Source organism: Marivirga sericea, assembly GCF_900177665.1.
Taxonomy (GTDB): domain Bacteria; phylum Bacteroidota; class Bacteroidia; order Cytophagales; family Cyclobacteriaceae; genus Marivirga; species Marivirga sericea.
In genome coordinates, this window is record NZ_FXAW01000006.1 from 300,227 (window position 1) to 325,704 (window position 25,478).

Genomic DNA, 25,478 nt, shown 5'->3' on the forward strand with positions numbered 1-25,478 from the left:
AAATCAAATTAAATAACAGTTTCTTCTTGATATTTTGACGGGCACTTCATTAAAATTTTATCGGCAATAAATGTTGCTTTTTGGAATGAACCAATTACCACGACTTGCTCAGAGCGTTTGAAATCTGCAGGCATAGGCTCATTGTAAAAAACTTCTTGTTCCATTCCATTTTCATCTACCATCATGAAAGTGAAAGAAAGTTTATCATCAGAAGGATTCAATCCAATTATTTCGCCTTCAGGACTTTTTTTCAATTCACCGACTACATGAATTTTTGTTTCATTTCCATCTAATGCCATATCGTGGGCATCTTTGAAAGAAACATAGGAACTGGCATCACCTGCAGTGGAAACAATCATCATAATAGCAGCGGCTATTACGATTATACCAAAAATATAGGACTTTTTCATTTGTATTAATTTTATTCTCCGATTGGAACAAAGGTACTACCCAAAAAATTCTTTACTCTCTCTCTTTTAAGGATTTTTCTAATTTTTTTACTTTTCGCTCAGTCATAATAGCATAAATCATAAGTCCTGCAAAAAGCGTTACGATAACGGCTACCAACACATAGATTTTCCCGTCCGCTCTCATTCCATCAGCCATCTCTATCTGGCTATTGCCATAGTCTTCTTCTACAATTTCAGTTTTTTGAGCCGAAAGCCCTAAACTCATCAGCAACAGGGAGAAAACAATAAAATATTTAATCTTCTTCATCAATTTTTGATTTAATAAATGACAATCTAATTCTTAATTCCGTTAGCCAAACGCCCAATAGTGTCCAACCTATAACGGCAGGATAAAAAACCATTCTTAATCTACCATCTAATTCATACGCATTAAAGCCTGGGTTACCACCATTTCCAGGATGTAAAGAATCTGTAAGCCTTGGTAAAATAAATAATAGAGGAATCAAGGTGGCGTAAGCGAAGATATTGTAAACTCCTCCGATTTTTGCTTTTTGCTGTGGATCTGTAATTGAATTTCTCAATAAGATGTAGGCAAAATAAATTAACATCCCGATGGCCGAGGCATTTTGCTTAGGATCTCCACTCCAAGGCGCTCCCCAAGTGTAATTCGCCCATATCATGCCCGTGGCTAATCCTAAAATCCCAAACAGGATGGAAGTATTGACCAGTTCAATGGCATAAATATCATATTTGAGATTGCCTGTTCTTAAGTAGCGGATAGAAAAAATTACTGAAGCGGTCAGCATTATAACCATACCGAACCACATTGGCACATGAAAGTGCATAGCGCGGATGGTTTCATTTAAAATAGCCAATCTAGGAGCTTCCATCAATAAGCCCGCAATTAGTGTGTAAAACACCAGCCCAACTCCTATAATTTTCCACCAAGTCTTTCTCATTTCAAATATAGAATAATAATTAATATCATAAACACTTGTTATTTGGTACTCATTATCATGCAGAGACAAGTTCATCTCTTGTATTTGCCTAATAGGCTCTATTTAATTTCTCCAAATAAAAGGAAATAATATATATGCCGTAGTGATGACAATTGCATCTACGGATATTAAAGTAAACAGTTTGTCATTCATCAAGCTAATGTCAATCCCATCTATAGCATTCTTTGAGAGTCCTACCGACATCAGTAAAATAGGTAATAATATTGGGAAACTTAACACTGCCATTAACGCTGTGCTATTGTTGGCTTTGGAAACAATACCCGAAACCAAAGTTAAAACTCCAGAAAATCCAATAGCAGCAAAAAGTATGGTTAGAAGAAAATAAATATGATTTGAAACCTGATTTCCTAAAATAATAGCGTACACAGCAAAACCGATAATCGCTATTACAACAGAGAGCAAAATATTAAAAATAAGTTTACCACTTAAAATGACCTCAGGTTTACAAAGTGTATAGTAATACAACATTCTTCCTTCTCCCTCCTGTAAAAAACTTTTAGCTACCCCATTAATATTGGCAAAAACAATAATAATCCAAAACAGAGCATTCCAAGTGACCGTTTGCATTTGGCCAGTTCTCACATTGAAGCTTAGATAGCAAATAAAAATGGTGCTTACCAAATAAAGTAATATTCCATTGAAGGCGGTTTTATTCCGCCATTCTAGTCTAACTTCTTTTTCAAAAATGGATATTACTTGTTTTATCACGGTGCAAATTTAATAGATAAACCTCAATAAGGCATGGTAAAAACGGAATGTTGTGCTTAATTTGCACAAAAAATTAAACATGAATATTACCCCGACTGATTTTGATGATTTATATATAATTAAGCCGACAGTATTTGAAGATTCAAGAGGCTATTTTTTTGAGAGTTTTCATCAAAAGAAATTTGAAGATGCAACTGGAATTCAATGTGAGTTTGTGCAAGACAATCAGTCCCGTTCGATTTATGGTGTAATTAGAGGTTTACATTTACAAGCTCCTCCAGTGGCTCAAGCAAAGCTAGTAAGAGTATTGAAAGGGGAAGTTCTGGATGTGGTAGTAGATTTAAGAAAAGATAAACCCACTTATGGGAAATCTTTTTCGATTCATCTTTCTGCAGAAAACAAACAGCAATTATTCATTCCAAGAGGTTTTGCACACGGAATTGCGGTATTAAGTAACGAGGCTGAATTTTTTTATAAATGCGATAATTATTACAGCCCAGAAAATGAAAGAGGCATAATGTTTAATGACGCCTCCTTAAATATTGATTGGAAAATTGTTCCTGAAAAAAGAATAATTTCTGAAAAAGATCAGAACAATTTATTGTTCAATGATTTTAAATCGCCTTTTTAAATCAACTAGCTAATTCTTCCTTTTTACTATTTTCTGATTCGACTTTATTCAGATATTTATTAAAGCCAAATATTAAAATAATAATGTATGCAATTCCCAGGCCAACTAAACCAGAGTAAAAACCTAATTTAATTAAGCTGGGACTATCTGGTTTTGAAAACACTGTAAAACCATCAATAAGCTCAAAACTTGGCATTAAAAATATCTCTTGTTCTACCTTCTGTAGTTCATTATATTGATTTCTGCTCTCTTGAAATACTGCAATCGGTCCATATTCTTGATCCCCAATAAATAAATTTGTCTCTTTTGCACTTTCTTTACCTGATACATTATAGCTAGCTATTAAAGCTTTTTTCAAACTATCCAATCTAGAAAGCTCTAATCTAATATTTTCAGCCTTACCCTTGAGGATTTCCTTTTCTATCTCAAGTCTTTTAGAAACAAACTGGTTTTCTTTGAAATAATAAACCAAAGGTTCCTGCAACTTTGTTAAGCCCTGATTGTCAAAAACATTAACAAAAATTTTATATGTGGTTTTATTGTCTAGTCTCAGTTTTTCAACAAACTTGTTAATTGTTTCTTCATCATCAATTTTGCCTTTTAATTGTTCCTTTAAAACTTCCAACTGCACAATTTCTTCTTCTGACACGAAGGGTTCGTAGCTAAAGCCTTTAAGATTCTTTGCTTGAGTAGTATCTATATCAAGCAATTTAGCAAGCTGGACATAATTTTGCTCCCCGCAAAGCTGCTGAAGTTTATCCACAGAATTTTCCATTAATCTACCACTAGAATACCTAGAATTAATTAGCATGTAGCTACTGTAGTAATCCGGAAGATAATAGTTTAACGCAACACCTGTAAAACCACCAAGTATCGCGAAAAGTAAAATTAGTTTGACATACTTAAACGTGGCATTTCTAAAGTGAACAAACACCATTATTATTCCTACAAATATGCTTTTGAAAAACCTCCCAATAGTGGAGAACAGCTCTCTCAAATCAATTTCATCAGAACTATTGGAATTCTGTGATTTTTTGTCTATTTCTGACATAATATCTTAAAAATTTTTACAAATAAACGGAAGTTTTGGATACTATTGAAATAAATTTTGTTTTGAATCATTTATTCTGTTAGACAATCCTTATTTTTGAGTCCAAAAAAACCTTAAAACCATTGAAAACTATATTAATTACAGGAGGCGCAGGATTTATTGGCTCTCATGTTGTGCGACTATTTATTAATCAATATCCTGAATATAAAATCGTCAATCTTGACGCCTTAACTTATGCAGGCAACTTAGAAAATCTCAAGGATATCGAAGGTAAGCCAAATTATATTTTTGAAAAAGGTGATATCACTGATGAAAATTTTATTTTTGACCTTTTTGAAAAATATGATTTTGATGGAGTGATCCATTTAGCTGCAGAATCACATGTAGATAGATCCATTAGCAATCCTCTCGAATTTTTGAAAACCAATATTTTTGGCACGGTGACTTTGTTGAATGCCGCCAAAGATAAATGGAAAGGTAATTTTGAAAGCAAACGATTTTATCATGTTTCCACTGATGAGGTTTATGGTTCCGTTGACGATGGAGGGTTCTTCACTGAAGAAACTTCATACGACCCTCAATCTCCATATTCTGCATCTAAGGCCGGTTCAGATCATTTTGTTAGAGCTTATGCTAATACTTATGGGCTTCCAGTTGTTATCAGTAATTGCTCAAATAATTACGGGCCAAACCAGTTCCCGGAAAAACTTATACCGCTCTTTATTAATAATATTAGAAATAACAAACCCCTTCCTGTATACGGAAAAGGGGAAAATATAAGAGATTGGCTTTTTGTAATTGATCATGCTAGAGCCATTGATTTGGTTTATCATAAAGGAAAAAACAAAGAGACTTATAATATTGGTGGCTTTAACGAATGGAAAAACCTAGACTTAATCAAGGTTATTTGTAAAACGATGGATAAAAAGCTAGGTAGGAAAGAAGGAGCGTCCGAAGAGCTAATAACTTATGTAAAAGATCGAGCTGGTCACGATTTGAGGTATGCCATCGATGCAAATAAAATCATGAAAGAGCTGGGATGGGAACCTAGTCTTCAATTTGAGGAAGGAATTTCCAAAACCATTGATTGGTATCTGGACAATGAAAAATGGCTTAAAAATGTCACTTCGGGTGCCTATCAGCAGTATTATGATGAAATGTATAAAGAAAGAAACTAGACCCTAGATATTAGAATCTAGACTCTGAAATTAGGATTTATAAAATATAGAACCAGTCTATAATCTAGGTTCTAGCATCTAAAAATCTAAACTATGAAAGGAATAATATTAGCAGGAGGGTCAGGAACAAGATTGCACCCATTAACAATTGCATTGAGCAAGCAACTTATGCCGGTTTACGATAAACCTATGATTTATTACCCGCTATCCACATTAATGCTAGCTGGAATAAATGAGATTTTGATTATTTCAACCCCTGAACATACTGGTCTATTTAAGCAATTATTAGGAGATGGCGCTCAACTTGGCTGTCACTTTGAGTACGCTGTTCAGGAAAATCCCGAAGGGCTGGCACAAGCCTTTATTATAGGTGAAGATTTTGTGGGAGATGATGATGTAGCACTGATTTTAGGGGATAATATCTTTTATGGTTCTGGAATGTCTACGTTATTACAATCAAATAAGAAACCGGAGGGTGGAATAGTGTATGCCTATCATGTGCATGATCCTGAACGATATGGAGTGGTGGAATTTAATGAAAATGGGAAAGCAATTTCTATTGAAGAAAAACCCCAAAAGCCAAAATCGTCTTTTGCTGTTCCTGGCATCTATTTTTATGACAACAGAGTGATTGATATTGCTAAAAATATTAAGCCTAGTCCAAGAGGGGAACTTGAAATCACCGATATCAACAAAAAGTATTTAGAAGAAGGGAAGCTAAAAGTAAGTGTTTTAAACAGGGGAACTGCCTGGCTGGACACCGGAACTTTTGCCTCTTTAATGCAGGCTTCAGAATTTGTGAAGGTCATTGAAGAACGACAAGGCTTGAAAATTGGCTGCATAGAAGAAGTGGCCTTCAGAATGGGCTTCATTAACAAATCTCAATTACAAAAGCTTGCAGAGCCATTGGTGAAAAGTGGCTATGGGGAGTACTTGATGCGTTTGATTCGGCAATCAAAATAACTGTTCCTATAATCAACTTCTCAAAGCTTCTTGTATGTTATTGTTGCATCATTTACTATTTGGCGCTTAGCAAAAGAACTTTTAAAAAGGTGGGCCGTAAGTACTGGCTTTCCCACTTACTCATGGCACAAGAACAAAATCCCTCAAAAACTACTTTAGCTTCAGCCTTTAAAACAATTATTTGGCCAAGGAGGAAATATATTCTCATTGGTTTGGTTCTCATCATAATCAGTAGAGCCGCTTCATTAGTTTTGCCCGGCTCGAGCAAAATTTTGGTAGATGAAATAGTGCCAAATGGCGACCTGCAAATGCTTAAGTATTTAATTTTTGCTGTAGTAGGTGCAATTGTAGTTCAGGCAGTAACTTCCTTCGCTTTGACACAAATCCTGAGCGTGGAAGCGCAAAATCTAATCGCTCAACTCCGGTCAAAAGTTCAGTCTCATATCTTAAAATTACCAATTCGCTACTTTGACAATGCCAAAACCGGAGAATTGGTTTCCAGAATAATGACTGATGTAGAAGGTGTTAGGAACTTGGTAGGTACTGGACTAGCTCAAATGGTGGGTGGAATACTAACATCCATTGTCTGCTTGATAATTCTAATCACCATTAGTCCAATGATGACACTTTATGTCCTTGTTCCAGTCGCTATTTTCGGTTTTATTTCTTTAAAAGCATTCGGAAGAATTCGCCCCATCTTTAGAGAAAGAGGAAAAATCAATGCAGACGTTACAGGAAGGCTAACAGAGACCTTAGGCGGCATAAGGGTAATAAAAGGGTTCAATGCAGAGCTTCAGGAAATTAGGGTCTTCGCAGAAGGAGTTGATAAATTATTCAAAAATATTAAATCCAGTTTAACAGCAACTAGCTTAATCACTAGTTCTGCCACATTACTTTTAGGCTTAGCATCAGCAGGTATTATGGGGATAGGAGGGTGGATGATTATGAATGATCAACTGACTTTTGGTGACTTTCTAGCTTTCACGCTCTATCTCGGCTTTATGATTGCTCCTATCGTTCAAATGAGCAACATTGGTAGTCAACTAACAGAAGCTTTCGCAGGACTAGACAGGACCGAGGAGATTATGAATACGCCCGTGGAAACCGATAATCCAAACAGAACAATCGAATTGAAGGATGTTAAGGGCCAAATAGAATTTCGAAACGTATCCTTCGCTTATGAAGAAGATAAAGATGTAGTCAGAAATATCAGTTTTGAGGCATTACCTGGTTCAGTTACAGCTTTTGTTGGTACTTCAGGCTCTGGTAAAAGCACAATCTCCGGCTTAGTATCTTCTTTTTTAAATCCTGATGAGGGTGAAATATTAGTGGACGGTCATGATTTACAGAAAATAACCTTGCAAAGTTATAGAAGCAAATTAGGCGTAGTCTTGCAAGAAGATTTCCTATTTGAAGGTACGATAAAAGAAAATATTCTATTTCCACGGCCTGCTGCAACGGAGGCAGAATTAATGAATGCGGTTAAATCCGCCTATGTTCATCAATTTACAGATAAGTTTGAAGACGGTTTGGACACACAAATCGGAGAGCGAGGCGTAAAACTTTCTGGTGGTCAACAACAAAGAATTGCAATTGCAAGAGCCATCTTAGCTGATCCTAAAATATTAATTCTGGATGAGGCAACCTCTAATTTAGATACTGAAAGCGAGCATTTTATACAATCGAGTTTGAAAGAATTAATGAAAGGAAAAACAACTTTCGTAATTGCACACCGACTAAGCACCATTAGACAGGCAGATCAAATCTTAGTGATTGAGGATGGGAAAATTGCGGAAAAAGGTCAGCATGATGAATTAATAGATAAGAAAGGGAGATATTTTGACCTTTATACATATCAGGCAAGAATCTGATTTCGGAAATCGTGTCTTTTTTTTACCTATGTATTAAAAATCCTATATTCTCAAGAAAGCCCTTTGCAATAATTAAAAATTTAAACATTTACGTACTTTTGCGAACATATTTAATCAAAAACTACTGTAGGTTTTAAGACCGAATCCAAAGTATTTTAGATCAACCCCATAAATTGTATTAAATATTACGCATCTGAATTTCTTTGATTTAGCTTGTCCAAACCTCACTAGTTATATTTGATGCATGATTTCGAATATATTTAGAACATTAAAAAACTCAAGACTTAATGACAATATCATTAAGGGAGTTATATTCATTCTCCTCTTTTTAGGAATGTTGATTAAATCTTTCATGAATAGTTAGAGCTTTCAAGTTTAACAAGCAATATCGTCTTTGGCATATTTTTTGGTTAGTTTTACTTAATCAATAAAACACATAGCCATGAAAAGACTATTCAATTTAATTCTCGCAATAAACTTAATATTTTTAGGAAGTTGTTCATTCAACGGTCAAGATGGTGCACCAGGCCCGCAAGGCCCCAGAGGACCTCAAGGACCAGCAGGACAAAATGGCCAGGATGGTCAAGAAGCATTCGTATTCGAATATGTTGACTTAACATTTTCTTCAGGAAACGAATACAGTTTACTTTTAGAACTACCCAATGATTTTGAAATGCTGGAATCCGATGTAGTGTTGGTTTATTTTCTATATGATTATTTCGAAGATGAAGACCTTGATTTATGGAGAGCATTGCCTCAAACCGAATTCACAGATTTCGGAACTTTAATCTACAACTACGATTTCACCCGATTTGATGTAAATCTATTTATGGATGGCAATTTTGATCTAAATCTTCTGGGAGCTAGGTTTACTGATAATTGGATTGCCAGAGTAGTAGTAGTGCCTGGCCAATTCACAAATAGTAGAGCCACAAATCCTGTTGATTATAAAGACTATAATGCTGTCATTGAATACTACAATATTAGTGAAGAACATGTAGTTACTGTCAAATAATTTAATGTTCATGGTATTCTGTCGGGTAAGTCAAAAATTTGACTTACCCTTTATCTTATAATTATACATCTTTAACCGTTGAGGCTTGTAATTGATCTAAAAGCTAAGCAAAAAACGCTTGCTTTTTATTAGTAAACTTACATCTATATATTTGATTGCCCCCCTCGGATACGTATAAAATTCGGGGCTTTCGATAAAAAGCAAGTTATTTTCTTTAGAAAACTTAATTAAAAGTTACAAATAAATTATCTTTCGGATTAATTGGGGTCAATCAATATATGGACGGCATTCTAAGCTTTTTTGATAATACGGAACACATACTCTACACTGTTTTCGCTGCAGTTATTATCATCTTTCTCATTTTTGACTTGGGATTCTTCAATAGAGATGCAAAAAAAGTATCTCTACGGTCTGCTACTTATCAATCAATCTTTTGGATAGTGATCTCGGTAGCCTTTGGCTATTTGATATATAAGTTTTATGGCGGCAGTGTAGTGATGCTAGAATATTTCTCAGCGTACGTGGCGGAGTACGCCTTATCAGTAGATAATATTTTTGTCATCCTACTCATCTTAAGATATTTTAAAGTCGAAGAAAACCTATATCATAAGATACTATTTTGGGGTGTTTTAGGAGCCATCCTGTTTCGTGCAATTTTTATATTTTTAGGTGCTTACCTCGTAGACCAGTTTCATTGGATTCTCTATATATTTGGGGCCTTTTTAGTATATAGTGGTGTAAAAATATTCTTCCAAAAATCGGAAGATGACCTTGACCCTGAAAAAAATGTGATCATTCAGTTTGCAAGAAAATATCTTAAAATCACGAAAGGTAATTTCAGTGGTAAATTTATAATCAGAAGGGGAAATATGATTTTATTTACCCCTTTGTTCTTAGTCATACTGTTAGTAGAATCAACGGACTTAATATTTGCAGTGGATTCCATACCTGCGGTATTTGCGATTACTCAAAATGAATTCATTTTATATACCTCCAATATTTTTGCTATACTAGGTTTACGAGCTAAATTTTTCTTGCTTGCTGGCATTATTGATAAATTCTATCTTCTACAAAAAGGGCTCTCTTTTATATTAATTTTTATTGGAGCAAAAATGCTCTTAGAATTTGTGCATATCCACATCAATACTCTAGTCTCCTTTAGCGTGATATTCTCAACTCTACTACTTTCCATCTTGCTCTCATTAGTTATTCCACCAAGGAAAAATTCCAAAGATTTGGTTCCTTAAGCGATACGATATCTAAAGCTAAAGACTTATGAACTGATCATGAACTAATATCAGTTAATCTTGGAAATCAACAGGAAGTATACTTTTTGGCAATAGTTTAAGCAAAACAGGTAAGGTTAAGAATGAAGCAGGCAGTTCTATTATTACAAATGCTGGAATTGAATTTAAAATATCGATCAATTTCACTCTGACTAATTCCTTTTCTTCATCGCTTAAAGGCTGCGCTTTAAACTTTTCAAGCAAATGCCATAGCTCACTGCTCTCTCTAATTTCTTGCCCAATGCTTACCCTATTTTTTTTGAGAACAGAAGCTATCCTTTGAAGAATTGTTTCGCTAATAACTTGAAATGAATGCTTATTTTGCAGAAAATATACTTCTTTCCAATTTTCTATTACAAATGATTCAATGGCTATTAAACTAATATCTAGCTCTTCCTCTGAAATCCCTAATCGTTGCGCCAATTCTGTTAAAAAAGCTCGTTCTTCAATGCTTATAACTTTATCTGCCCAAATCATTAAAATAGCCAGTTCCAGCACGTACTTCTTCAGCAACCATGTATCTGCTTGTCTCAAATCAATTTGATCTAACGTAACTCCATCTTTAAAAGCCTCTTTTGCTAGTTTGCTTTGGGCCTTCGATAAATTAGCAGAGCTTAAAAAATTGAAAAACATATTACGCTCTTCTCTAGCAATAATTTGATTGGCATGGGCGGCAGCAGCTATCACCTTCAAAAGCAAAATTTTCATAGCGTCCTTGTGCCATTTTATGTTGTGAAAATTCCCAGCACGCCATTCCCCAAAATAATAAGTGTCTAAAAAAAGTAGGCTATTTTGAAAGAGACTAGCCCAATAATTATCCCAACGAGACTTTAAAAACAACCTTCTATGAAGTACCTGTTCAGTAAATCTAACATCCTCTACCCTAGGCCTATTAAAAAACAGCAGTTTCTTTTTATTTATACTAGGATCTAAAATTGAATAAAATCTACCAATAGATTGGCTCGTCTCCAAATAATAATCCTTCCAATCACTTTCTCTTTGCGGTAGACTTACCTGCTTTAGTCTGGCACTATGTATAAAGCTCTCTAGCAGTACGATTTTCATCTTCCCTAAGCTATTCCATCTTTGTTCTTTCGGATGCCTAAGGCCTGGAGCATGAATAGGATGACCATAAATCAAACCAGTAGGTTGAATTAATTTGTATAATAGATTATCCTGATCTTGAATTTGATATTGGTTCAGATCGATCGGATACGGACTCCTGAATTTGATATACTCTTTTAGCCAACCTTTTTCAGCAGGATTCATATGGTAGATTTTAGCTTTCTCCTAATTGCTTATAAATTAGCTAATTAATTCTACAATAGAAATTAAGAAATTGTATTTTTCTATTATTCACTCCTTTGGACGACTAAAATCTAGCCCTTAGGTTTATATTTTGCCTTGCCAAACATCTGTTGTGCATCAGTGTTTTCCATTAACTCTTGAACACTGACTTCTGGATTATTTGCCATATAGGACTTTACAATTTGCCAACCTACCCAAATACCTATTCTACCAGGACATTGTTGACTGATTTCAAAGGTTTTTGGTCTTTCTCCTATGAATTTATTTTTCATAAAGTGACTTGTCTCATATAATAAATCATTTTCTAAGAAATTAGCCCAAATGATATGCTCATTTTTATTAATATCTGCTATTTCTTTAGCCGTGTAACCAATGATCAGAGAATCTGGAGTGCATGGAATTGTCATTTTGGTCATATAATATGACTTGCCATAAAATATCATATCAGCCAAAAGGCTCTGGTCGCTCCTATCAGTTTTATTTCGCTTTTGAGTCAGTAAAAGCATTGTCATCGGAACTATATATTCCTTTTGGTATCGCATTAAGATATAATCAGGAACACCATTTGGTCCATAAGCTGCATCTGGACCCAAAAAATAATCAGCAGCAATACTAATTAAACTATCCGAGACAAAAAGATCTTTCTGCAAACCCGCCAAAACAATTTCTAATTCAGGAACCACTACATCTGGATAATAATGCTTATAAAATTTAAACGCTCTTTCAAAATCTACCTGTAAGCTATTAAAATCTCCGAACGTATTTCTAACTTGTTGATAAAGCGTATCTTTATAAGCAGGAGATGAAAAAATATTGACCATGCTATTAACTACCACTGAATCTGCAGTGTATCTCCTTCTTTCAAAGAAATAATCTGCAACAAAAGGATTGTTTTCGATAAATTGAATTGCTCCCTCCTCGGACTTTAAAGAGACCATCTTTCCTGTAAGATCATTAAGAGGAATTTCAATTTCTACGTCAGTAACATTTGGTGCCTCCTCACAAAATTTATCTGAATCGCTACATCCTGAAAAAACAAAAAAGACGATGAAGGAAGTTAGTATACAATATTTATTACTTTGCATAAGTCATTGATTATATTTGTTCTGAATATCAAACCCAAAATAAATGAAAAAATTGCTCTTTTCTACTCTATTCCTGTTTTCAGTTTATTTGGCAGAGGCACAAGTTAGATTTGGATTCAAAGCTGCTCCCAATATTTCTTTCAACCGAATAGAGGCTGACACCGACAATACCCAATTTGATACCGATGGAGTTGGTTTGCGTTTCCAATTAGGGCCTATTTTCGATATCGAATTTAAAGAAAATCACTACTTTAGCACTGGACTTATTTTTACTTCCAAGCGATCTGCTTTTGTTGCAGATTCACTCGGAGCTACTTATGATGAAGACTATAGTCCGCAGTATTTACAAGTACCTATTACTTTAAAACTCTTCACTGAAGAAATAGGTTTGGATAAGAGAATTTACTTTCAGTTCGGAGGAACGGTTGACTTTAAGACCAACAATGAAGGAGAAGAAGAGAATATTGTTCAAAGCTTTAGGTTTATTGATTTAAACTCTTTGCTAGCCATCGGATTAGAATATGGAATCGGCATCAACACGAAAATATTTGGAGGCATTATATATCAAAGAGGTTTATTAAATACTATCAAGGAAAATAATTATGATGATAGTTTTAATCTAAGAAATGATTTTGTTGGTTTAGAAATTGGAATAATCTTTTAATTTGTTGCCGGCAAACTCATTACATAATAATCATCTCTACCGATTCTAATATCGTCATCTTGAATCCAAGGATTATAAATTCTTAAAGTTTTATAAGTCGTTCCTTGTGCTTTAGCATAATCTACCCAATCAATAGAATTACGAACTGTATCATAACGGTAAACGAAGGGCTCGTACAAGTGCTCTTTGACAATATCCAGACCATAGCTTTCAGGACTCTCAAAAATTTGTTTAATAGCTAAAATTCTAAAAACATAGCGAGAAGTTTCATCATTAAGCATTAAATCATAGAAATTATCTACTTTTTGATTATCCAACGCATTTTGCATTCCTCTCATACCTCTATTGTAAGAAGCTGCTACCAAGGTCCAATCTTCAAATTTAGCATATGACCTTTTTAGGTACTTGCATGCAGCCCTTGTTGACAGGACAGGGTCATACCGCTGGTCTACGTCTCTATTAATTTCTAGACCGTATTCTCTCCCTGTACTTTTCAGAATCTGCCAAAATCCTGCTGCACCAGCATAGCTATCCACATTCTCCAGACCACTTTCAATTAATGCTAAATATTTGAAATCATCAGGAATCCCGTATTCAGCCAAAATCGGTTCTATCACAGGAAACCAACGATTAGCTCTTTTAAATAAAAATATAGTGTTGTTGTGCCAATAGGAGTTTATATGAAGTTCTTTATCCAGTCGTTCTTTTACATCATCAATCTCCAACGGAACATTTTCACCTGCTAAATCAATTTTTTCTGGAATAGGTATAGTTTTCGCATTTTTAAAAGCAATTGGCTGCATCTGTTCGGCTACTGGTTTATGAATTTCAGTTTTTCCTTCCTTGCGGAAAAAAGCTACTATCAAAAACGTAACTAAAGAAGCTATTGAAATATATAAGGCAAATCTACTGTCTGTCATATAAACTGTTAACTCTTCTTAACTTTAGAAGTTTGGAGAAAGCATAAATTGTGAATAGAAGTTATCTATTACTTTCACTGCTTCGGTTGGCGTATCTACTACTGTAAACAAGTCCATATCTTCGGGGCTGACATTGTTCTCAGCTTCAATCAAAGTATCTTTTATCCAATCTATTAATCCTGACCAAAACTTTTTCCCCACCAATACTATTGGAAATCTCCCTATTTTATGTGTTTGAATAAGGGTTAGGGCTTCAAAAAGTTCATCCATAGTTCCAAAACCACCTGGCATCACTACAAACCCCTGTGCATACTTTACGAACATGACCTTTCTAACGAAAAAATAGTCAAACGTTATTAGCTTATCTGGATCAATGTAAATATTATTGAATTGCTCAAAGGGCAATACTATATTAAGTCCTACTGACTTGCCGTTTTCGCTTTTTGCTCCTTTATTTCCTGCTTCCATAATCCCAGGTCCTCCACCTGTAATTACACCGTATCCATGCCGGACTAACTTAGCTGCTACTTCTTCAGCAATCTTATAATACTTATGATCCGGCTTTGTTCTTGCAGAACCAAATATGGAAACGCAAGGCCCAATCTTTGAAAGCTTTTCAAAACCGTCCACAAACTCTGACATGATTTTGAAAATAGCCCAAGAGTCTGAACTTTTAATCTCATTCCAATCTCTGTCTTTGAAAGCCTTCCTTATTTTATTTAATTCTAATTTATCTTCGTTATTTGATTCGCTCATATCTAATATGTTTAAGGTTAGTATAACGTTTTACTGTTACAAATTCTAAGTATCGGTTAAAAATAATAATCTACTCTTGTGGTCTTATTTGCTCATAGTCCGCCGGTTTGCTTCTCTTCCACCTCCTATGTGTCCACAGCCACAAATGCGGGTTTTTGTAAATATCTGCTTCTAACAGTCGCATGTGTTTTTCCGTGATATAGCCGTAGGCTTGTTCTCTTGGCTCTTCTGTGATAATTTCCATATCTACCTCAAACCTAGATCTTCCAATTTTTTTTACATGGGCATAAACGGGTACTAAATTAAGTTTTTGGCAAAATTTTTCTACCCCAAAAAACACCCCAGTCTCTCGACCTAAAAACTGCATCCAATATGAATTATAGGTGTTTGCTGGTGATTGATCGGCTGCGAAACCGAGTAAATAATGATCATCTTGATGTGCAAGCACTTCACGCATTACATTATTTTTCGGAAACAAATGATTTCCCGGAAAGCGTGTTCGATTATCCCTCATCAATTTATCCATCACTTTGTTCTTCAGTGGCTTATACATGATTAATGATAAAGGCTGATTCCTTTCTACCATGAAATTTATTCCTTGTGCCGCCCATTCCCAATTAGCAAAATGCGGTAAAATCATGGCGATGTTCTTCTTTTCATCCATTAACTTCTGTAGTTCTGGATTAGGTTTAATCTTATATCGCTTTTTTATAGTTTCCTTTGAAAATCCAAATGCTTTTACACTTTCTATGAGTAAATCTGCAAAATGAAAATAAAACTGCTTTGCGATTTTCTTAATCTCCGCTTCAGATTTCTCAGGAAAGCATTTACTCAAATTATCCGTTACAACTTTATATCTGTACAATTTAAATTTGATAAATATAAAAGCAATGACGCTAGAAAGCCCGTGGTAAAACCAAAACGGAATTTTACTCAAAAGCCAAAAAACAGCTTTTAAAAAATAGTATTTAGCTTTCATCTTTTAGTCTTGTAATTGAAGTTTTACCAAGTTGCTGTAAGTCCCGTTTTCCGATTCTAGAAGTTCTTGATGGGAGCCTTGCTCAGAAATCTGTCCCTCTTTTAACACAAAAATCTTATCTACTTTACGGATAGTTGCTAAACGATGTGCGATAATAATAGTCGTTCTACCTTTCATGAGTTCATCCAATGCTTGTTGGACTAAATATTCAGACTCTGCATCTAGAGAGGAAGTAGCCTCATCTAATACTAAGATCTTTGGGTCTTTTAAGATTGCCCTGGCAATGGCTATCCTCTGCCGTTGCCCTCCAGATAACTTAACGCCTCGCTCTCCAACTAAGGTATCTAAGCCCTCAGGAAAATCTTTTATGAAAAGCCATGCATTAGCTTTTTCAGCAGCCGCAATGACTTCTTCATCTGAAGCATCTGGTTTTCCATATGCAATATTTTCACGGATAGAACCACCGAATAAAATTATTTCCTGAGGTACGATGCCGATATTTTGTCTGTATCCGGTAATTGATAAGGAATTGATATCCTGCTCATCGACTTTAATCGTGCCAGAAGACAATGGATAAAAACGCATTAATAATTGGATGATCGTTGATTTTCCAGCCCCACTATGTCCAACAAGGGCTACCTTTTCTCCTGCCCCTACGGATAAATTCAAGCCTTTTAATACCTTAACATCTTTACGAGTCGGATAGGAAAATTGTACATCTTCAAAATCAATGGATCCTTCCAAATGAATTTTTTCTTCTTCCTCTATTTTAAATTCTTCTTCCTCTTGCAATATTTCCATTACTCTCTCAGAAGCGCCTATGGCTTTTTGAATTTGACCGTATAAATCGCCCAAACCAGCTATAGAACCGCCAATAAAGGTGGTGTAAAGCACAAAGCTTAGTAAATCCCCTACGCTCATGCTTCCCTCTTGCACTAGACTGGCACCGTACCACAAGACAGCAACGATTCCACCAAACATGGCAAAAATAATAAAGGAAATAAATGCTCCTCTGAATGTGGCAGATTTCAATGCTACTTTCACCACTTTATCAAGTGATTTTCGGTATCTCAAAACCTCAGTCAATTCGCTGGTGAAAGCTTTTACAATATTGATGGATTGCAAAGTCTCTTCCACAATCACATTGGCAGAGGCTAACTCAGCTTGTGTTTTTTTAGAAAGCTTTCGAATGAATCTTCCGAATACCATTGCCGCTATGACCAATATAGGAAAGGTGGCAATCATGAAAAGCGCCAACTTAGGTGTGAAGTAGAAAATGATGGCTGCCCCTATAATCAAGGTGGAGACTTGCCTGATAAATTCAGCAAGTGTTACTGAAAAGGTGTCTTGCAATAAGGAAACATCAGATGTAATCCTACTAACTAATTCCCCCACACGACTTTTATCATAAAAAGCCATCGGCAAGCTCATTAACTTCGTATAAAGTTTAGCCCGCATATCAGCCATGGCTCTCTCACTTACTTGAGCAAAAAGATACACCCTGAAAAAAGAAAAGAAACTCTGAACAGCTAATATTCCAATTAGTATAAAAGCAACAGTATTGATTTCTGTAAATATGCCAGATGTTTTACCCTGCGCTACATCTACTAATTTTCCCATTACGTACGGAAAACCTAGTAGTGTGGTACTTGAAATCAACAGGAAAAATAGTCCAGCTACAAAATAACCCTTGTAAGGCTTTATAAACTGAAACACTCCTGTTAGCTTTTTAAAATTCTCTTTGTTAAGTGGCTTTTTCTCTTCCTCTTTTAGCGTTTCGCTCGATCTTCTTTTTGCCATTCTTAAATACTATCTCTTTTGATTTGAATACAACCTCGCAAAGGTACAATAGTTCTTTAATTAAGGCGTGTTTTTAGCTTTGAACTTTTCTTTTCCCTCATCTAAAAAATCTACAAAGTTGCTGATGCTCCTTTCATAAGCAATTGGCTCAACTAAAAGTTCGCCATCAGTATCTAATAAAACATAGTAAGGTTGAGCATTATTATTAAAGCGAGTGATTTGAAAATCAGCATTTTGCTTACCTATTGACTTTTTCACCTTTCCGTCATATTCACTAGTATACCAATCACTTTCCGGTAATTCAGTCTTTTCATCGACATATAAGGCCAACATAACAAAATCGCTTTTCAATCGGCTCAATACCTTTGGGTCTGACCAAACCCTGGCTTCCATTTCACGGCAGTTAACGCAGCCATGGCCTGTGAAATCTACAAAGATAGGCTTGTCTTGCTCTTTGGCACAGGCTAATGCTTGTTCATAATCGAAATAGCCTTTTATCCCATGAGGGAAATGAAGCATATCTCCATGCTTTGGTTCTTCGCACAACTGATCCTCCGAACTTAATGCTCCTGAACCTCCACTGTTTTCTCGAATAAGAGTTGGCAAATCAAAATCATGAGAACTCATGGGAGGCAAATATCCTGAAAGTGCTTTTAATGGCGCCCCAAATAAGCCAGGAATCATGTATAAAACAAAACTAAACGTCACAATGCTTAACATTAATCTCCCAACTGATAATCTTTCGATTGGGCTATCTCCCGGCAATCTTAGTTTCCCCAATAAATACAGCCCTAACATGGCAAAAATCACGATCCACAGTACTAAATAAATATCTCTATCTAAAATTCCCCAATGATAAACCTGATCGGCTATGCTTAAGAATTTTAAGCCTAATGCTAATTCTAAAAATCCTAAAACTACTTTTACAGAATTTAACCATCCACCGGATTTTGGAAGGTTATTTAACCACTCAGGGAAAATAGCAAAGAGCGTAAACGGAATAGCGAAAGCTAAACTAAAAGCGAACATCCCTAAAAGTGGTTTGATTACCATGCCACCAGCAGATTCCACTAAAATACTACCTACAATAGGACCAGTACAGCTAAATGACACTAAAACCAAAGTAAAGGCCATGAAGAAAACGCCTCCTAAACCACCTTTATCTGCTTTGGCATCCACTTTATTGACAAAACTTGAAGGTAAATTGATTTCAAATAGTCCTAAAAAGGATAGTGCAAAAATGAAGAATACCAAAAAGAAAAAGACATTCGGAATCCAGTGAGTGCTGAGCCAATTGGCAAATTCAGGACCATTAATTACAGCAATAATGGTTCCCGCCACCACGTAAATCACAATAATTGAAATTCCATAAATTACAGCTTGACGAATGGCGCCCGCTCTCGATTTCGCCTTTCCTGTGAAGAAAGTTACCGTCATCGGGATCATAGGGAAAACACATGGCGTCAATAAAGCAGCTAAACCGGCCAAAAAAGCCACCACCATAAAACCTAAAAGTGAATAAGGGGAGTTTGAATCTGTTTGCTGAAGATCAATTATTTTTTTTTTACCTTCTTTTTTAGATTTATCTTGCTCGCTGCTTGTAGACTTGATAGATGATTTAGTTTTTTCGCCAAAAGAGAAATCATCGCTAAAAGGAATACATTTCCCGTCTACATCAGAACAAACTTGGTAGCTATTGCTAGTCACAATTTTAAACGGAATTTCTTTTATGAGTACTTTTTGTTGAAACTCAGCTTTCTCCTTGAAATAAGTATAATTTCCTTCCCAAATTTCATCATAACCTTCAGAAGGGTTGATGGGAATTAGACTATCCACCAACTGGTAGGAATCATCCTCTTTAAAATCAAACTCCGTCAGCATTGGCCCTAAATCCGGATCGAAATCTGACGAATAAAGATACCAGTTTTCATCTATTTCTGCTCGGAAGGAAAGTGTGGCCGTATCTCCTACTTCTACATTTTCTTCTAAAATGGAACTTTCCCAGCTAATGGGCTTAATTACTTGGGCAAAGGTGTTTTGCAAAAATAAACCTACCAATAATAGGCTGTAAACTAAATATCTCATAAACTTTTAATAAGGCCTGTTCGTCTTACAAAACTAAAACACGAAGATAGTTAAATTTTGTTGGAACAAATGTTACTAATGTCATGCAGGCGATAAAGCGGAAATGGTTATTTTTCTCAATTTTAGGGTTAATTTTAATAGGTGCTGGTTTAAGCCTAGGTATTGATGCTGGTTTTTACCGCATGCAAAACCCTGAAGGCTGGAACTGGATTTATTATGGCACTTTTGCTTTGGTCGTCTTCAATTCAGGAATTTGCTGTTTTGGGCAAGGCGTCATTTTTAAAGTGCGTCTTGATAATCTTGAACAAAATAAAACCCGATAGTTTGAATGCGGTTAATAGTAATAAAATCTTAAATCTAAAAAAATGAAAGCAATTTGGAACAATCAAGTAGTGGCAGAAAGTGATGAGACCATTGTAATAGAAGGCAATCACTATTTTCCCCCTGAGTCAATCAAAAAAGAGTTTTATGCAAAGACTGATTACAAGACGGTCTGCCCTTGGAAAGGTACGGCTTCCTATTACAGCCTAAAAGTAGACGGGAAAGAAAATAAAGATGCGGCCTGGTATTATCCCGATACTAAGGAAATGGCCAAAAAATTTGAAAATTATGTAGCCTTTTGGAAGGGCGTGGAAGTAACAGAGTAAAAATTATTTCTTTTTAGCTAAATTTAGCTATGCAATCTGCTTTAAAGAGACTTTCTTCTGCTTTCATGATGATTACAGCCAGTATTTTACTGGGTTCTTTCGGCTATATGTTAATAGAAGGCTATGGTTTTAGAGATGGCGTTTATATGTCTGTAATTACTTTCTCAACGGTGGGATTTAAGGAAGTTCAGCCATTAAGCGATGACGGAAAGCTTTTTACGGTATTTTATATTATCGTAAATTTAGGTTTATTTGCTTATACGGCTTCGGTAATTTCATCCTTCTTATTTGAAGGAAGATTTAAAGAAATCTATAAAACCTATACTGATAGAAAAGCATTGAAAAAATTAAAGAATCATATCATCATTTGTGGTTTTGGCAAGAATGGAGAAATAGCCGGAAATGGATTAAATTCTTCAAACAAAGATATTGTATTTATTGAAAAGGATGCAGATGTTATCAATAATTACAATAATGAAAGAGGCTATCAGCTACTTCACGGTGATTCGGTGCTGGAATCCGTATTGATTGAAGCAGGAGTGGAAAGAGCAAGCACTATTATCACCACCTTACCAAGCGATGCTGATAACGTATTTATTACTTTGACTGCAAAGGAACTCAATCCTCAAATACAGATTATAGCCAAAGCAACGGAGAGAAATACAGAAAAGAAATTGAGAAGAGCAGGAGCAGATCATGTGGTAATGCCTGACAGAGTAGGCGGTTCTTATATGGCCTCTCTAGTTACCAAGCCGAGTGTAGTGGAATTTTTAGAAATATTGAATGGAGATCAAGATTCAGAGTACTCTCTTGAGGAAATAAACCACAATTTGCTTAAGGATAGATTTAAAAATCTTTCTTTAGGCGAAATGGATGTGAAAAATAAAACAGGTGCCACAGTTCTGGCTTTTAAGGATAAAAAGGAGGGGTTTGTTTTCAATCCAAATTCAGATGTAATCTGTGATGAAGGCGATGTGCTTATTTTGTTAGGGGATAAAAAATCAATTCAGGCTTTTAAGGATGAGTTTGTAGGCTAAAATAAATTTAACATACAAACTCCTAAAAAACCCCGTCATTCAATCGTTTCAAAGCCTCTTTCTTATATTGTGTATCTACGACAATAGAAATATTATGTCGGCTACCACCATAAGAAATCATACGAACTGGAACATCCTGAAGGGCTGCAAAAATTTTGCTAACCAAGCCCGGCTTTTCGGCTACCATATTGCCTACTAAGCAAATTATACTTTGCTCTTGATCTACTTCCACTTCTCCGAAAGGACGCAATTCACTTAAAATGCTGTCTAGATAATAAATGTTATCAATCGTCACTGATATAGCCACCTCAGAAGTCGTAATGACGTCAATTGGTGTTTTGTACTTCTCGAAAATTTCAAATACTCTTCTTAAAAAGCCATAGGCCATGAGCATGCGAAGCGATTTTACTTTGATAGCAATTATGCCGTCTTTAGCGGCTATTGCTTTAATGCCTTCTCCTGCACCTTCCTTGGTGTGGATCAAAGTCCCAGGTGCTTCGGGTTTCATGGTATTTTTTAAGCGAACAGGAATCGTTCTTTTCTGAGCTGGTCTAATGCATGAGGGATGCAAAATTTTAGCTCCGAAATAAGCAAGTTCTGCTGCTTCCTCAAACGAAAGCTCGGGAATACTAAAGGTGTTTTGCACTACACGCGGATCGTTATTGTGCATGCCATCAATGTCCGTCCATATCTGGATTTCATCCGCATTTAAAGCTGCTCCTACTAGTGACGCAGTATAGTCGCTTCCTCCTCTCTTTAAATTGTCAATATTGCCTTCTGCATTGCGACAAATGTAGCCTTGGGTAATAATCAAATTAGTTTCTGCCGGTTGCTTCACTAAGATATCTGACAATTCTTTGTTGATAAAGGCTTCATCTGGCTCAGAAACAGCATCCGTTCTAATAAAATCAAGTGCATTAATTAATGCGCTATTTAGTTTGTGCTCTTGAAGGTGCAAATTAAATATATTGGTCGACATCAGTTCACCTTGAGCAAGTAGTTCTTTGTCAATCAAATTCGTGAATGGCTTTTCAACACACGTTCTGATAAAGTCCATGCTTTCAGCTATGATTACATCTGCTTTATTTTTGAACACTTCAGTGTCAAATAGCTCTATCACAAATTCATCATACCTTTTTTGAAGCTTCTTAATAACCTTACTAGCCTGCTCATGCTCCTTTTTGCGTAACCTTTCTCCTATTTCCACCAATATGTTGGTCACTCCGCTAAGAGCTGAAAGTACTACTAATTTTTTATTATGGTCTTTCGTGATGATTTCACGAATCTGATTCATTCCTTGGGGCGTGCCTACAGAAGTCCCACCAAATTTCAATACAATCATAATCCTTTTGCTAATCCTAACATTTTTAGTGCGGTAAATGCAGCTTCATCTCCTTTGTTTCCATGCTTGCCTCCGGCTCTGTCTAAAGCTTGCTGTTGTGTATTGGGAGTCAGAACCCCGAAAATAACGGGTTTGTTGTATTTAAGGCTGACATTGGTAATACCATGAGCCACAGCATCACAAATAAAATCGAAATGTTTTGTTTCTCCTTGAATAACACAGCCTAAACAAATTACTGCATCAACTTCGTTTCTTTCAGCCATCCATTGTGCGGCCAAGCTCAACTCAAAACTTCCAGGCACATAATGCTTTTGAATATTTTCTTTGGGAATTCCATTTTCCAACAATGTTTCATAAGCGCCATTGTATAATGATTCTGTTACTTCTTCATTCCATTCTGAAACTACGATTGCAAATTTTTTGTCTTGCAATCCTTTCATGTTTTTGCCTGAATGGTTGCTAAGATTTTTAAGATTTGATGCCATTTTATTATAATTTATTGCTTCTAAATAAAAGCTTTTTTTCAGTTAAACTGTCAACCATAAAACACCCTTATAATCTCCGCCAGTTGGCGGAGATAGTTTCACAGATTTAAATTAGTAGAATATTTCTATCTAAATCACTATTTCTCTCAATCTGTGCGTCTCCCCGCTAGCTAGCGGGGGGGAAGGGGGCTTTTGAGTCATCCTTTGATTTTCAATTTTCAGCAAGGGACTTTCGCCTTTTGCTTGAAAAACCGTAAGAGTACTCTATTTTTCATTACCCAACAAAAAAGGGACAGGCTTATTCAACCTATCCCTTTTTCCTTACTTAATTATTTCTTCTAAATTATTTTTGTGCCTCTAAGCGGGATAGGTATTTCTGTGCTTCCACTTTCTGTTTGGATTCACTAAAATCTTCGACCACCTTTCGGTAGCTTCCCATAGCTGCTTCTGAATCATTTGCTTTTTCATATGCTAAGCCTTGTTTTAATAAGTAGACTGGGCTAAATTCCTTATTACTTTTATAGTCTGCCGCTTTGCCATACTGAGCAGCTGCTTTAGAATAATTTCCCAATTCCATGTAAGCATCGCCTATTAAAGAAAAAGCCCTTGGCTGCACTAGCAAATCATCACTGCTAAAATCTTCCAAGTAATCTATTGCTGTTTCAAATTGACCTTGTTTCAAATAGATGCTTCCTAAATAGAAGCTACTTAAATTAGCGGCCTTTGTTGATCCATAATCTTCTACAATAGCTAAAAATCCAAAGTTATTACCATCACCATTCAAAGCTAGGTCATATTCTCCGTTTTCATACCAATAAACTGCTTGGAACATTTCCTTTTGAGCTTCCTCATTTAGGTTGTTCATATAGTATCGGTAGCCAAAAAAGGCTACGATTACAAGGGCTATTACTCCTCCTAATCCAAATACTACTTTTTTATTGTTTTCAATGAATTCTTCAGTCTTAGAAAGTTGCTGAGCTAATACCTCAGGGTTTTCGTAAAACTCAGAACTTTGTTTTTCTTTCGATTTTGTTTTTGCCATTGCCACTATTTTAAGATCGCAAAGCTATAAAAATTTATTTATTATTACCCAATTCATTGCTTTAATAGTTTAAAGCTTTGTGAATTAAGCTATGATAATAAAACCCGCCAAATTTTTAGCAGTAATTTTTGCTGATAAAATTGATAATTTGACAGGTTTTGTAATAAGAACAATTAATCCACTATAAAAGGATAGTCTTTTTGAGCATATACATCTTTATAGACTTCATCGACATGAGGAAAATCTGATTCCTCAGCGAATTTCACGCATTCCTTCACCTGCTCCTTAGCCTCGTTATCTATTTCTTTTAATTCATCTTCTGTGGCATATTTATTTTTCAAAATAGCCTCTTTTGCTTGCTCAATTGGATCTTTCCCTTTGTATTCTTCCAATTCTTCTTTAGTTCTATACTTGGCAGGATCAGACATGGAGTGTCCCTTATATCGATAAGTTCTGAACTCTAGTAAGGTTGGGCCATCACCTTTTCTTGCTCTTTCAGCAGCCTCTGCCACTGCATTGTGCACATTCTCTACATTCATCGCATCAACGCCTTTTGACGGCATATCGTACGCCTCGCCTAAAGTATGCAATTCCGTCACATTTGAAGTTCTTTGCACAGAAGTACCCATTGCATATCCATTATTTTCGATTGCGAAAATAACAGGTAGCTTCATGCTCATTGCCATGTTCAAAGCTTCATGAAAAGCACCCTGACGAACTGCACCATCACCCATATAAGTAATGCAAACATTATCAGTTCCTTTATATTGCTCAGAGAAAGCAATTCCAGCGCCTAATGGGATTTGTCCACCCACAATACCATGACCACCAAAGAAATGATTTTCCTTATCGAACATATGCATAGAGCCTCCTTTTCCTTTAGAAACCCCTGTTTCTTTTCCAAATAATTCAGCCATCACCGCTTTCGGGTCAGTTCCTAAACCAATTGGGTGTGCATGATCTCGATATGCGGTGATGTATTTATCGCCCTTTTTCAATGCACTGACAGCTCCGGCCACACAAGCCTCCTGTCCAATGTAAAGGTGGCAAAAACCACTAATTTTCTGCTGACCATATAATTGCCCAGCTTTCTCCTCAAATCTTCTCATCAAGGACATGCTTCTGAACCATTCCATATAAGTTTCTTTGTCGAAACTCTTTTTATTGGCAGATTTAGATTTCTTTGTAGCCATATT

The 25,478-nt window shown here is 35.8% G+C and carries 26 protein-coding genes; 10 read left to right on the forward strand and 16 right to left on the reverse strand.

The window, feature by feature from the left end:
* Positions 1 to 8: 8 nt before the first annotated feature.
* The 4 genes from B9Y84_RS14960 to B9Y84_RS14975 all read right to left on the reverse strand — a co-directional run bounded on the left by B9Y84_RS14960 (position 9) and on the right by B9Y84_RS14975 (position 2,137).
* The gene (locus B9Y84_RS14960; protein WP_085518199.1) at positions 9 to 410 is read right to left on the reverse strand and encodes a cytochrome c maturation protein CcmE domain-containing protein; all 402 of its coding nucleotides are present in this window, start codon (positions 408 to 410) and stop codon (positions 9 to 11) included.
* Positions 411 to 462: 52 nt separating this feature from the next.
* Positions 463 to 717 carry a CcmD family protein gene (locus B9Y84_RS14965; protein WP_085518200.1) on the reverse strand — a complete coding sequence of 85 codons (255 nt, stop codon included), beginning with the start codon at positions 715 to 717 and terminating at the stop codon, positions 463 to 465.
* Positions 704 to 1,369: a cytochrome c biogenesis protein CcsA gene (ccsA, locus tag B9Y84_RS14970; RefSeq protein ID WP_085518268.1), complete on the reverse strand. Its 666-nt coding sequence runs from the start codon at positions 1,367 to 1,369 to the stop codon at positions 704 to 706. Before ccsA ends, B9Y84_RS14965 begins: the two co-directional genes overlap by 14 nt.
* Before the next feature lie 102 nt (positions 1,370 to 1,471).
* Complete coding sequence (locus B9Y84_RS14975; RefSeq protein WP_085518201.1) at positions 1,472 to 2,137, reverse strand: heme exporter protein CcmB; 666 nt, start codon at positions 2,135 to 2,137, stop codon at positions 1,472 to 1,474.
* Between the two features lie 79 nt (positions 2,138 to 2,216).
* On the opposite strand from B9Y84_RS14975, the gene rfbC reads away from it, so the two are divergent.
* Positions 2,217 to 2,768, forward strand: coding sequence for a dTDP-4-dehydrorhamnose 3,5-epimerase (rfbC, locus tag B9Y84_RS14980; protein ID WP_085518202.1), 552 nt, complete (start codon positions 2,217 to 2,219; stop codon positions 2,766 to 2,768).
* 1 nt (position 2,769) lies between these two features.
* On the opposite strand, the gene B9Y84_RS14985 is transcribed toward rfbC, so the two are convergent.
* Positions 2,770 to 3,531, reverse strand: coding sequence for a hypothetical protein (locus tag B9Y84_RS14985; RefSeq protein ID WP_139828056.1), 762 nt, complete (start codon positions 3,529 to 3,531; stop codon positions 2,770 to 2,772).
* Between the two features lie 410 nt (positions 3,532 to 3,941).
* Here B9Y84_RS14985 and rfbB point away from each other — a divergent pair, with 410 nt between their 5' ends.
* From rfbB to B9Y84_RS15010, 5 genes are all read left to right on the forward strand, one after another.
* On the forward strand, positions 3,942 to 4,997 hold the full coding sequence (rfbB, locus tag B9Y84_RS14990; protein WP_085518204.1) for a dTDP-glucose 4,6-dehydratase: 1,056 nt from the start codon (positions 3,942 to 3,944) through the stop codon (positions 4,995 to 4,997).
* 93 nt (positions 4,998 to 5,090) lie between these two features.
* A complete protein-coding gene (rfbA, locus tag B9Y84_RS14995) occupies positions 5,091 to 5,960 on the forward strand; it encodes a glucose-1-phosphate thymidylyltransferase RfbA (RefSeq protein ID WP_085518205.1) in 870 nt (289 codons plus the stop codon).
* Positions 5,961 to 6,082: 122 nt separating this feature from the next.
* Complete coding sequence (locus tag B9Y84_RS15000; protein WP_085518206.1) at positions 6,083 to 7,831, forward strand: ABC transporter ATP-binding protein; 1,749 nt, start codon at positions 6,083 to 6,085, stop codon at positions 7,829 to 7,831.
* A gap of 442 nt (positions 7,832 to 8,273) precedes the next feature.
* Positions 8,274 to 8,846 carry a collagen-like triple helix repeat-containing protein gene (locus tag B9Y84_RS15005; protein WP_085518207.1) on the forward strand — a complete coding sequence of 191 codons (573 nt, stop codon included), beginning with the start codon at positions 8,274 to 8,276 and terminating at the stop codon, positions 8,844 to 8,846.
* Positions 8,847 to 9,124: 278 nt separating this feature from the next.
* Entirely contained in the window at positions 9,125 to 10,093 is a 969-nt protein-coding gene (locus B9Y84_RS15010) for a TerC/Alx family metal homeostasis membrane protein (RefSeq protein ID WP_085518208.1), read from the forward strand.
* Positions 10,094 to 10,147: 54 nt separating this feature from the next.
* On the opposite strand, the gene B9Y84_RS15015 is transcribed toward B9Y84_RS15010, so the two are convergent.
* Both B9Y84_RS15015 and gldB read right to left on the reverse strand, forming a co-directional pair.
* Positions 10,148 to 11,401 (reverse strand): tellurite resistance TerB family protein, encoded by a 1,254-nt coding sequence (locus tag B9Y84_RS15015; protein ID WP_085518209.1) that lies wholly within the window; start codon positions 11,399 to 11,401, stop codon positions 10,148 to 10,150.
* A gap of 110 nt (positions 11,402 to 11,511) precedes the next feature.
* Complete coding sequence (gene gldB, locus B9Y84_RS15020) at positions 11,512 to 12,525, reverse strand: gliding motility lipoprotein GldB (protein ID WP_085518210.1); 1,014 nt, start codon at positions 12,523 to 12,525, stop codon at positions 11,512 to 11,514.
* A gap of 43 nt (positions 12,526 to 12,568) precedes the next feature.
* On the opposite strand from gldB, the gene B9Y84_RS15025 reads away from it, so the two are divergent.
* The gene (locus B9Y84_RS15025; protein WP_085518211.1) at positions 12,569 to 13,189 is read left to right on the forward strand and encodes an outer membrane beta-barrel protein; all 621 of its coding nucleotides are present in this window, start codon (positions 12,569 to 12,571) and stop codon (positions 13,187 to 13,189) included.
* Here B9Y84_RS15025 and B9Y84_RS15030 read toward each other — a convergent pair.
* The 5 genes from B9Y84_RS15030 to B9Y84_RS15050 all read right to left on the reverse strand — a co-directional run bounded on the left by B9Y84_RS15030 (position 13,186) and on the right by B9Y84_RS15050 (position 19,729).
* Positions 13,186 to 14,109: a lytic transglycosylase domain-containing protein gene (locus B9Y84_RS15030; protein ID WP_085518212.1), complete on the reverse strand. Its 924-nt coding sequence runs from the start codon at positions 14,107 to 14,109 to the stop codon at positions 13,186 to 13,188. The genes B9Y84_RS15025 and B9Y84_RS15030 overlap by 4 nt on opposite strands.
* Before the next feature lie 24 nt (positions 14,110 to 14,133).
* Positions 14,134 to 14,865 (reverse strand): LOG family protein, encoded by a 732-nt coding sequence (locus B9Y84_RS15035; protein WP_085518213.1) that lies wholly within the window; start codon positions 14,863 to 14,865, stop codon positions 14,134 to 14,136.
* Between the two features lie 70 nt (positions 14,866 to 14,935).
* Positions 14,936 to 15,844 carry a lysophospholipid acyltransferase family protein gene (locus B9Y84_RS15040; RefSeq protein ID WP_085518214.1) on the reverse strand — a complete coding sequence of 303 codons (909 nt, stop codon included), beginning with the start codon at positions 15,842 to 15,844 and terminating at the stop codon, positions 14,936 to 14,938.
* 3 nt (positions 15,845 to 15,847) lie between these two features.
* Positions 15,848 to 17,644, reverse strand: coding sequence for an ABC transporter ATP-binding protein (locus B9Y84_RS15045; protein ID WP_085518215.1), 1,797 nt, complete (start codon positions 17,642 to 17,644; stop codon positions 15,848 to 15,850).
* Between the two features lie 60 nt (positions 17,645 to 17,704).
* A complete protein-coding gene (locus B9Y84_RS15050; protein WP_085518216.1) occupies positions 17,705 to 19,729 on the reverse strand; it encodes a protein-disulfide reductase DsbD family protein in 2,025 nt (674 codons plus the stop codon).
* A gap of 83 nt (positions 19,730 to 19,812) precedes the next feature.
* Here B9Y84_RS15050 and B9Y84_RS15055 point away from each other — a divergent pair, with 83 nt between their 5' ends.
* The 3 genes from B9Y84_RS15055 to B9Y84_RS15065 are packed head-to-tail and all read left to right on the forward strand — an operon-like array spanning position 19,813 to position 21,413.
* Entirely contained in the window at positions 19,813 to 20,052 is a 240-nt protein-coding gene (locus tag B9Y84_RS15055) for a hypothetical protein (RefSeq protein ID WP_085518217.1), read from the forward strand.
* A 42-nt stretch (positions 20,053 to 20,094) separates the two neighbouring features.
* On the forward strand, positions 20,095 to 20,376 hold the full coding sequence (locus tag B9Y84_RS15060) for a DUF427 domain-containing protein (RefSeq protein ID WP_085518218.1): 282 nt from the start codon (positions 20,095 to 20,097) through the stop codon (positions 20,374 to 20,376).
* A 29-nt stretch (positions 20,377 to 20,405) separates the two neighbouring features.
* Entirely contained in the window at positions 20,406 to 21,413 is a 1,008-nt protein-coding gene (locus B9Y84_RS15065; protein ID WP_085518219.1) for a potassium channel family protein, read from the forward strand.
* 22 nt (positions 21,414 to 21,435) lie between these two features.
* Here the strand turns inward: B9Y84_RS15065 and B9Y84_RS15070 are convergent, their stop codons facing one another.
* The 4 genes from B9Y84_RS15070 to pdhA form a co-directional block, all read right to left on the reverse strand.
* Positions 21,436 to 22,755 carry an aspartate kinase gene (locus B9Y84_RS15070; RefSeq protein ID WP_085518220.1) on the reverse strand — a complete coding sequence of 440 codons (1,320 nt, stop codon included), beginning with the start codon at positions 22,753 to 22,755 and terminating at the stop codon, positions 21,436 to 21,438.
* Complete coding sequence (gene ribH, locus B9Y84_RS15075) at positions 22,752 to 23,240, reverse strand: 6,7-dimethyl-8-ribityllumazine synthase (protein WP_085518221.1); 489 nt, start codon at positions 23,238 to 23,240, stop codon at positions 22,752 to 22,754. Before ribH ends, B9Y84_RS15070 begins: the two co-directional genes overlap by 4 nt.
* A gap of 343 nt (positions 23,241 to 23,583) precedes the next feature.
* Positions 23,584 to 24,282, reverse strand: a complete 699-nt coding sequence (locus tag B9Y84_RS15080) for a tetratricopeptide repeat protein (RefSeq protein WP_085518222.1) — start codon at positions 24,280 to 24,282, stop codon at positions 23,584 to 23,586.
* A 173-nt stretch (positions 24,283 to 24,455) separates the two neighbouring features.
* Positions 24,456 to 25,475, reverse strand: a complete 1,020-nt coding sequence (pdhA, locus tag B9Y84_RS15085; protein WP_085518223.1) for a pyruvate dehydrogenase (acetyl-transferring) E1 component subunit alpha — start codon at positions 25,473 to 25,475, stop codon at positions 24,456 to 24,458.
* Between the last annotated feature and the right edge of the window lie 3 nt (positions 25,476 to 25,478).

Excerpts from the sequence above, each read along its gene's own strand:
- B9Y84_RS15070 (WP_085518220.1), bottom strand. The coding sequence starts at position 22,755 with ATGATTGTATTGAAATTTGGTGGGACTTCTGTAGGCACGCCCCAAGGA.
- gldB (WP_085518210.1), bottom strand. The coding sequence starts at position 12,525 with ATGCAAAGTAATAAATATTGTATACTAACTTCCTTCATCGTCTTTTTT.
- B9Y84_RS15000 (WP_085518206.1), top strand. The coding sequence starts at position 6,083 with ATGGCACAAGAACAAAATCCCTCAAAAACTACTTTAGCTTCAGCCTTT.
- B9Y84_RS14960 (WP_085518199.1), bottom strand. The coding sequence starts at position 410 with ATGAAAAAGTCCTATATTTTTGGTATAATCGTAATAGCCGCTGCTATT.
- pdhA (WP_085518223.1), bottom strand. The coding sequence starts at position 25,475 with ATGGCTACAAAGAAATCTAAATCTGCCAATAAAAAGAGTTTCGACAAA.
- B9Y84_RS15015 (WP_085518209.1), bottom strand. The coding sequence starts at position 11,401 with ATGAATCCTGCTGAAAAAGGTTGGCTAAAAGAGTATATCAAATTCAGG.
- ccsA (WP_085518268.1), bottom strand. The coding sequence starts at position 1,369 with ATGAGAAAGACTTGGTGGAAAATTATAGGAGTTGGGCTGGTGTTTTAC.
- rfbC (WP_085518202.1), top strand. The coding sequence starts at position 2,217 with ATGAATATTACCCCGACTGATTTTGATGATTTATATATAATTAAGCCG.
- ribH (WP_085518221.1), bottom strand. The coding sequence starts at position 23,240 with ATGGCATCAAATCTTAAAAATCTTAGCAACCATTCAGGCAAAAACATG.
- B9Y84_RS15025 (WP_085518211.1), top strand. The coding sequence starts at position 12,569 with ATGAAAAAATTGCTCTTTTCTACTCTATTCCTGTTTTCAGTTTATTTG.
- B9Y84_RS15005 (WP_085518207.1), top strand. The coding sequence starts at position 8,274 with ATGAAAAGACTATTCAATTTAATTCTCGCAATAAACTTAATATTTTTA.
- B9Y84_RS15010 (WP_085518208.1), top strand. The coding sequence starts at position 9,125 with ATGGACGGCATTCTAAGCTTTTTTGATAATACGGAACACATACTCTAC.
- B9Y84_RS15030 (WP_085518212.1), bottom strand. The coding sequence starts at position 14,109 with ATGACAGACAGTAGATTTGCCTTATATATTTCAATAGCTTCTTTAGTT.
- B9Y84_RS15035 (WP_085518213.1), bottom strand. The coding sequence starts at position 14,865 with ATGAGCGAATCAAATAACGAAGATAAATTAGAATTAAATAAAATAAGG.
- B9Y84_RS15065 (WP_085518219.1), top strand. The coding sequence starts at position 20,406 with ATGCAATCTGCTTTAAAGAGACTTTCTTCTGCTTTCATGATGATTACA.
- rfbA (WP_085518205.1), top strand. The coding sequence starts at position 5,091 with ATGAAAGGAATAATATTAGCAGGAGGGTCAGGAACAAGATTGCACCCA.
- B9Y84_RS15045 (WP_085518215.1), bottom strand. The coding sequence starts at position 17,644 with ATGGCAAAAAGAAGATCGAGCGAAACGCTAAAAGAGGAAGAGAAAAAG.
- B9Y84_RS15060 (WP_085518218.1), top strand. The coding sequence starts at position 20,095 with ATGAAAGCAATTTGGAACAATCAAGTAGTGGCAGAAAGTGATGAGACC.
- B9Y84_RS15080 (WP_085518222.1), bottom strand. The coding sequence starts at position 24,282 with ATGGCAAAAACAAAATCGAAAGAAAAACAAAGTTCTGAGTTTTACGAA.
- B9Y84_RS14965 (WP_085518200.1), bottom strand. The coding sequence starts at position 717 with ATGAAGAAGATTAAATATTTTATTGTTTTCTCCCTGTTGCTGATGAGT.
- B9Y84_RS15040 (WP_085518214.1), bottom strand. The coding sequence starts at position 15,844 with ATGAAAGCTAAATACTATTTTTTAAAAGCTGTTTTTTGGCTTTTGAGT.
- B9Y84_RS15055 (WP_085518217.1), top strand. The coding sequence starts at position 19,813 with ATGCAGGCGATAAAGCGGAAATGGTTATTTTTCTCAATTTTAGGGTTA.
- B9Y84_RS15050 (WP_085518216.1), bottom strand. The coding sequence starts at position 19,729 with ATGAGATATTTAGTTTACAGCCTATTATTGGTAGGTTTATTTTTGCAA.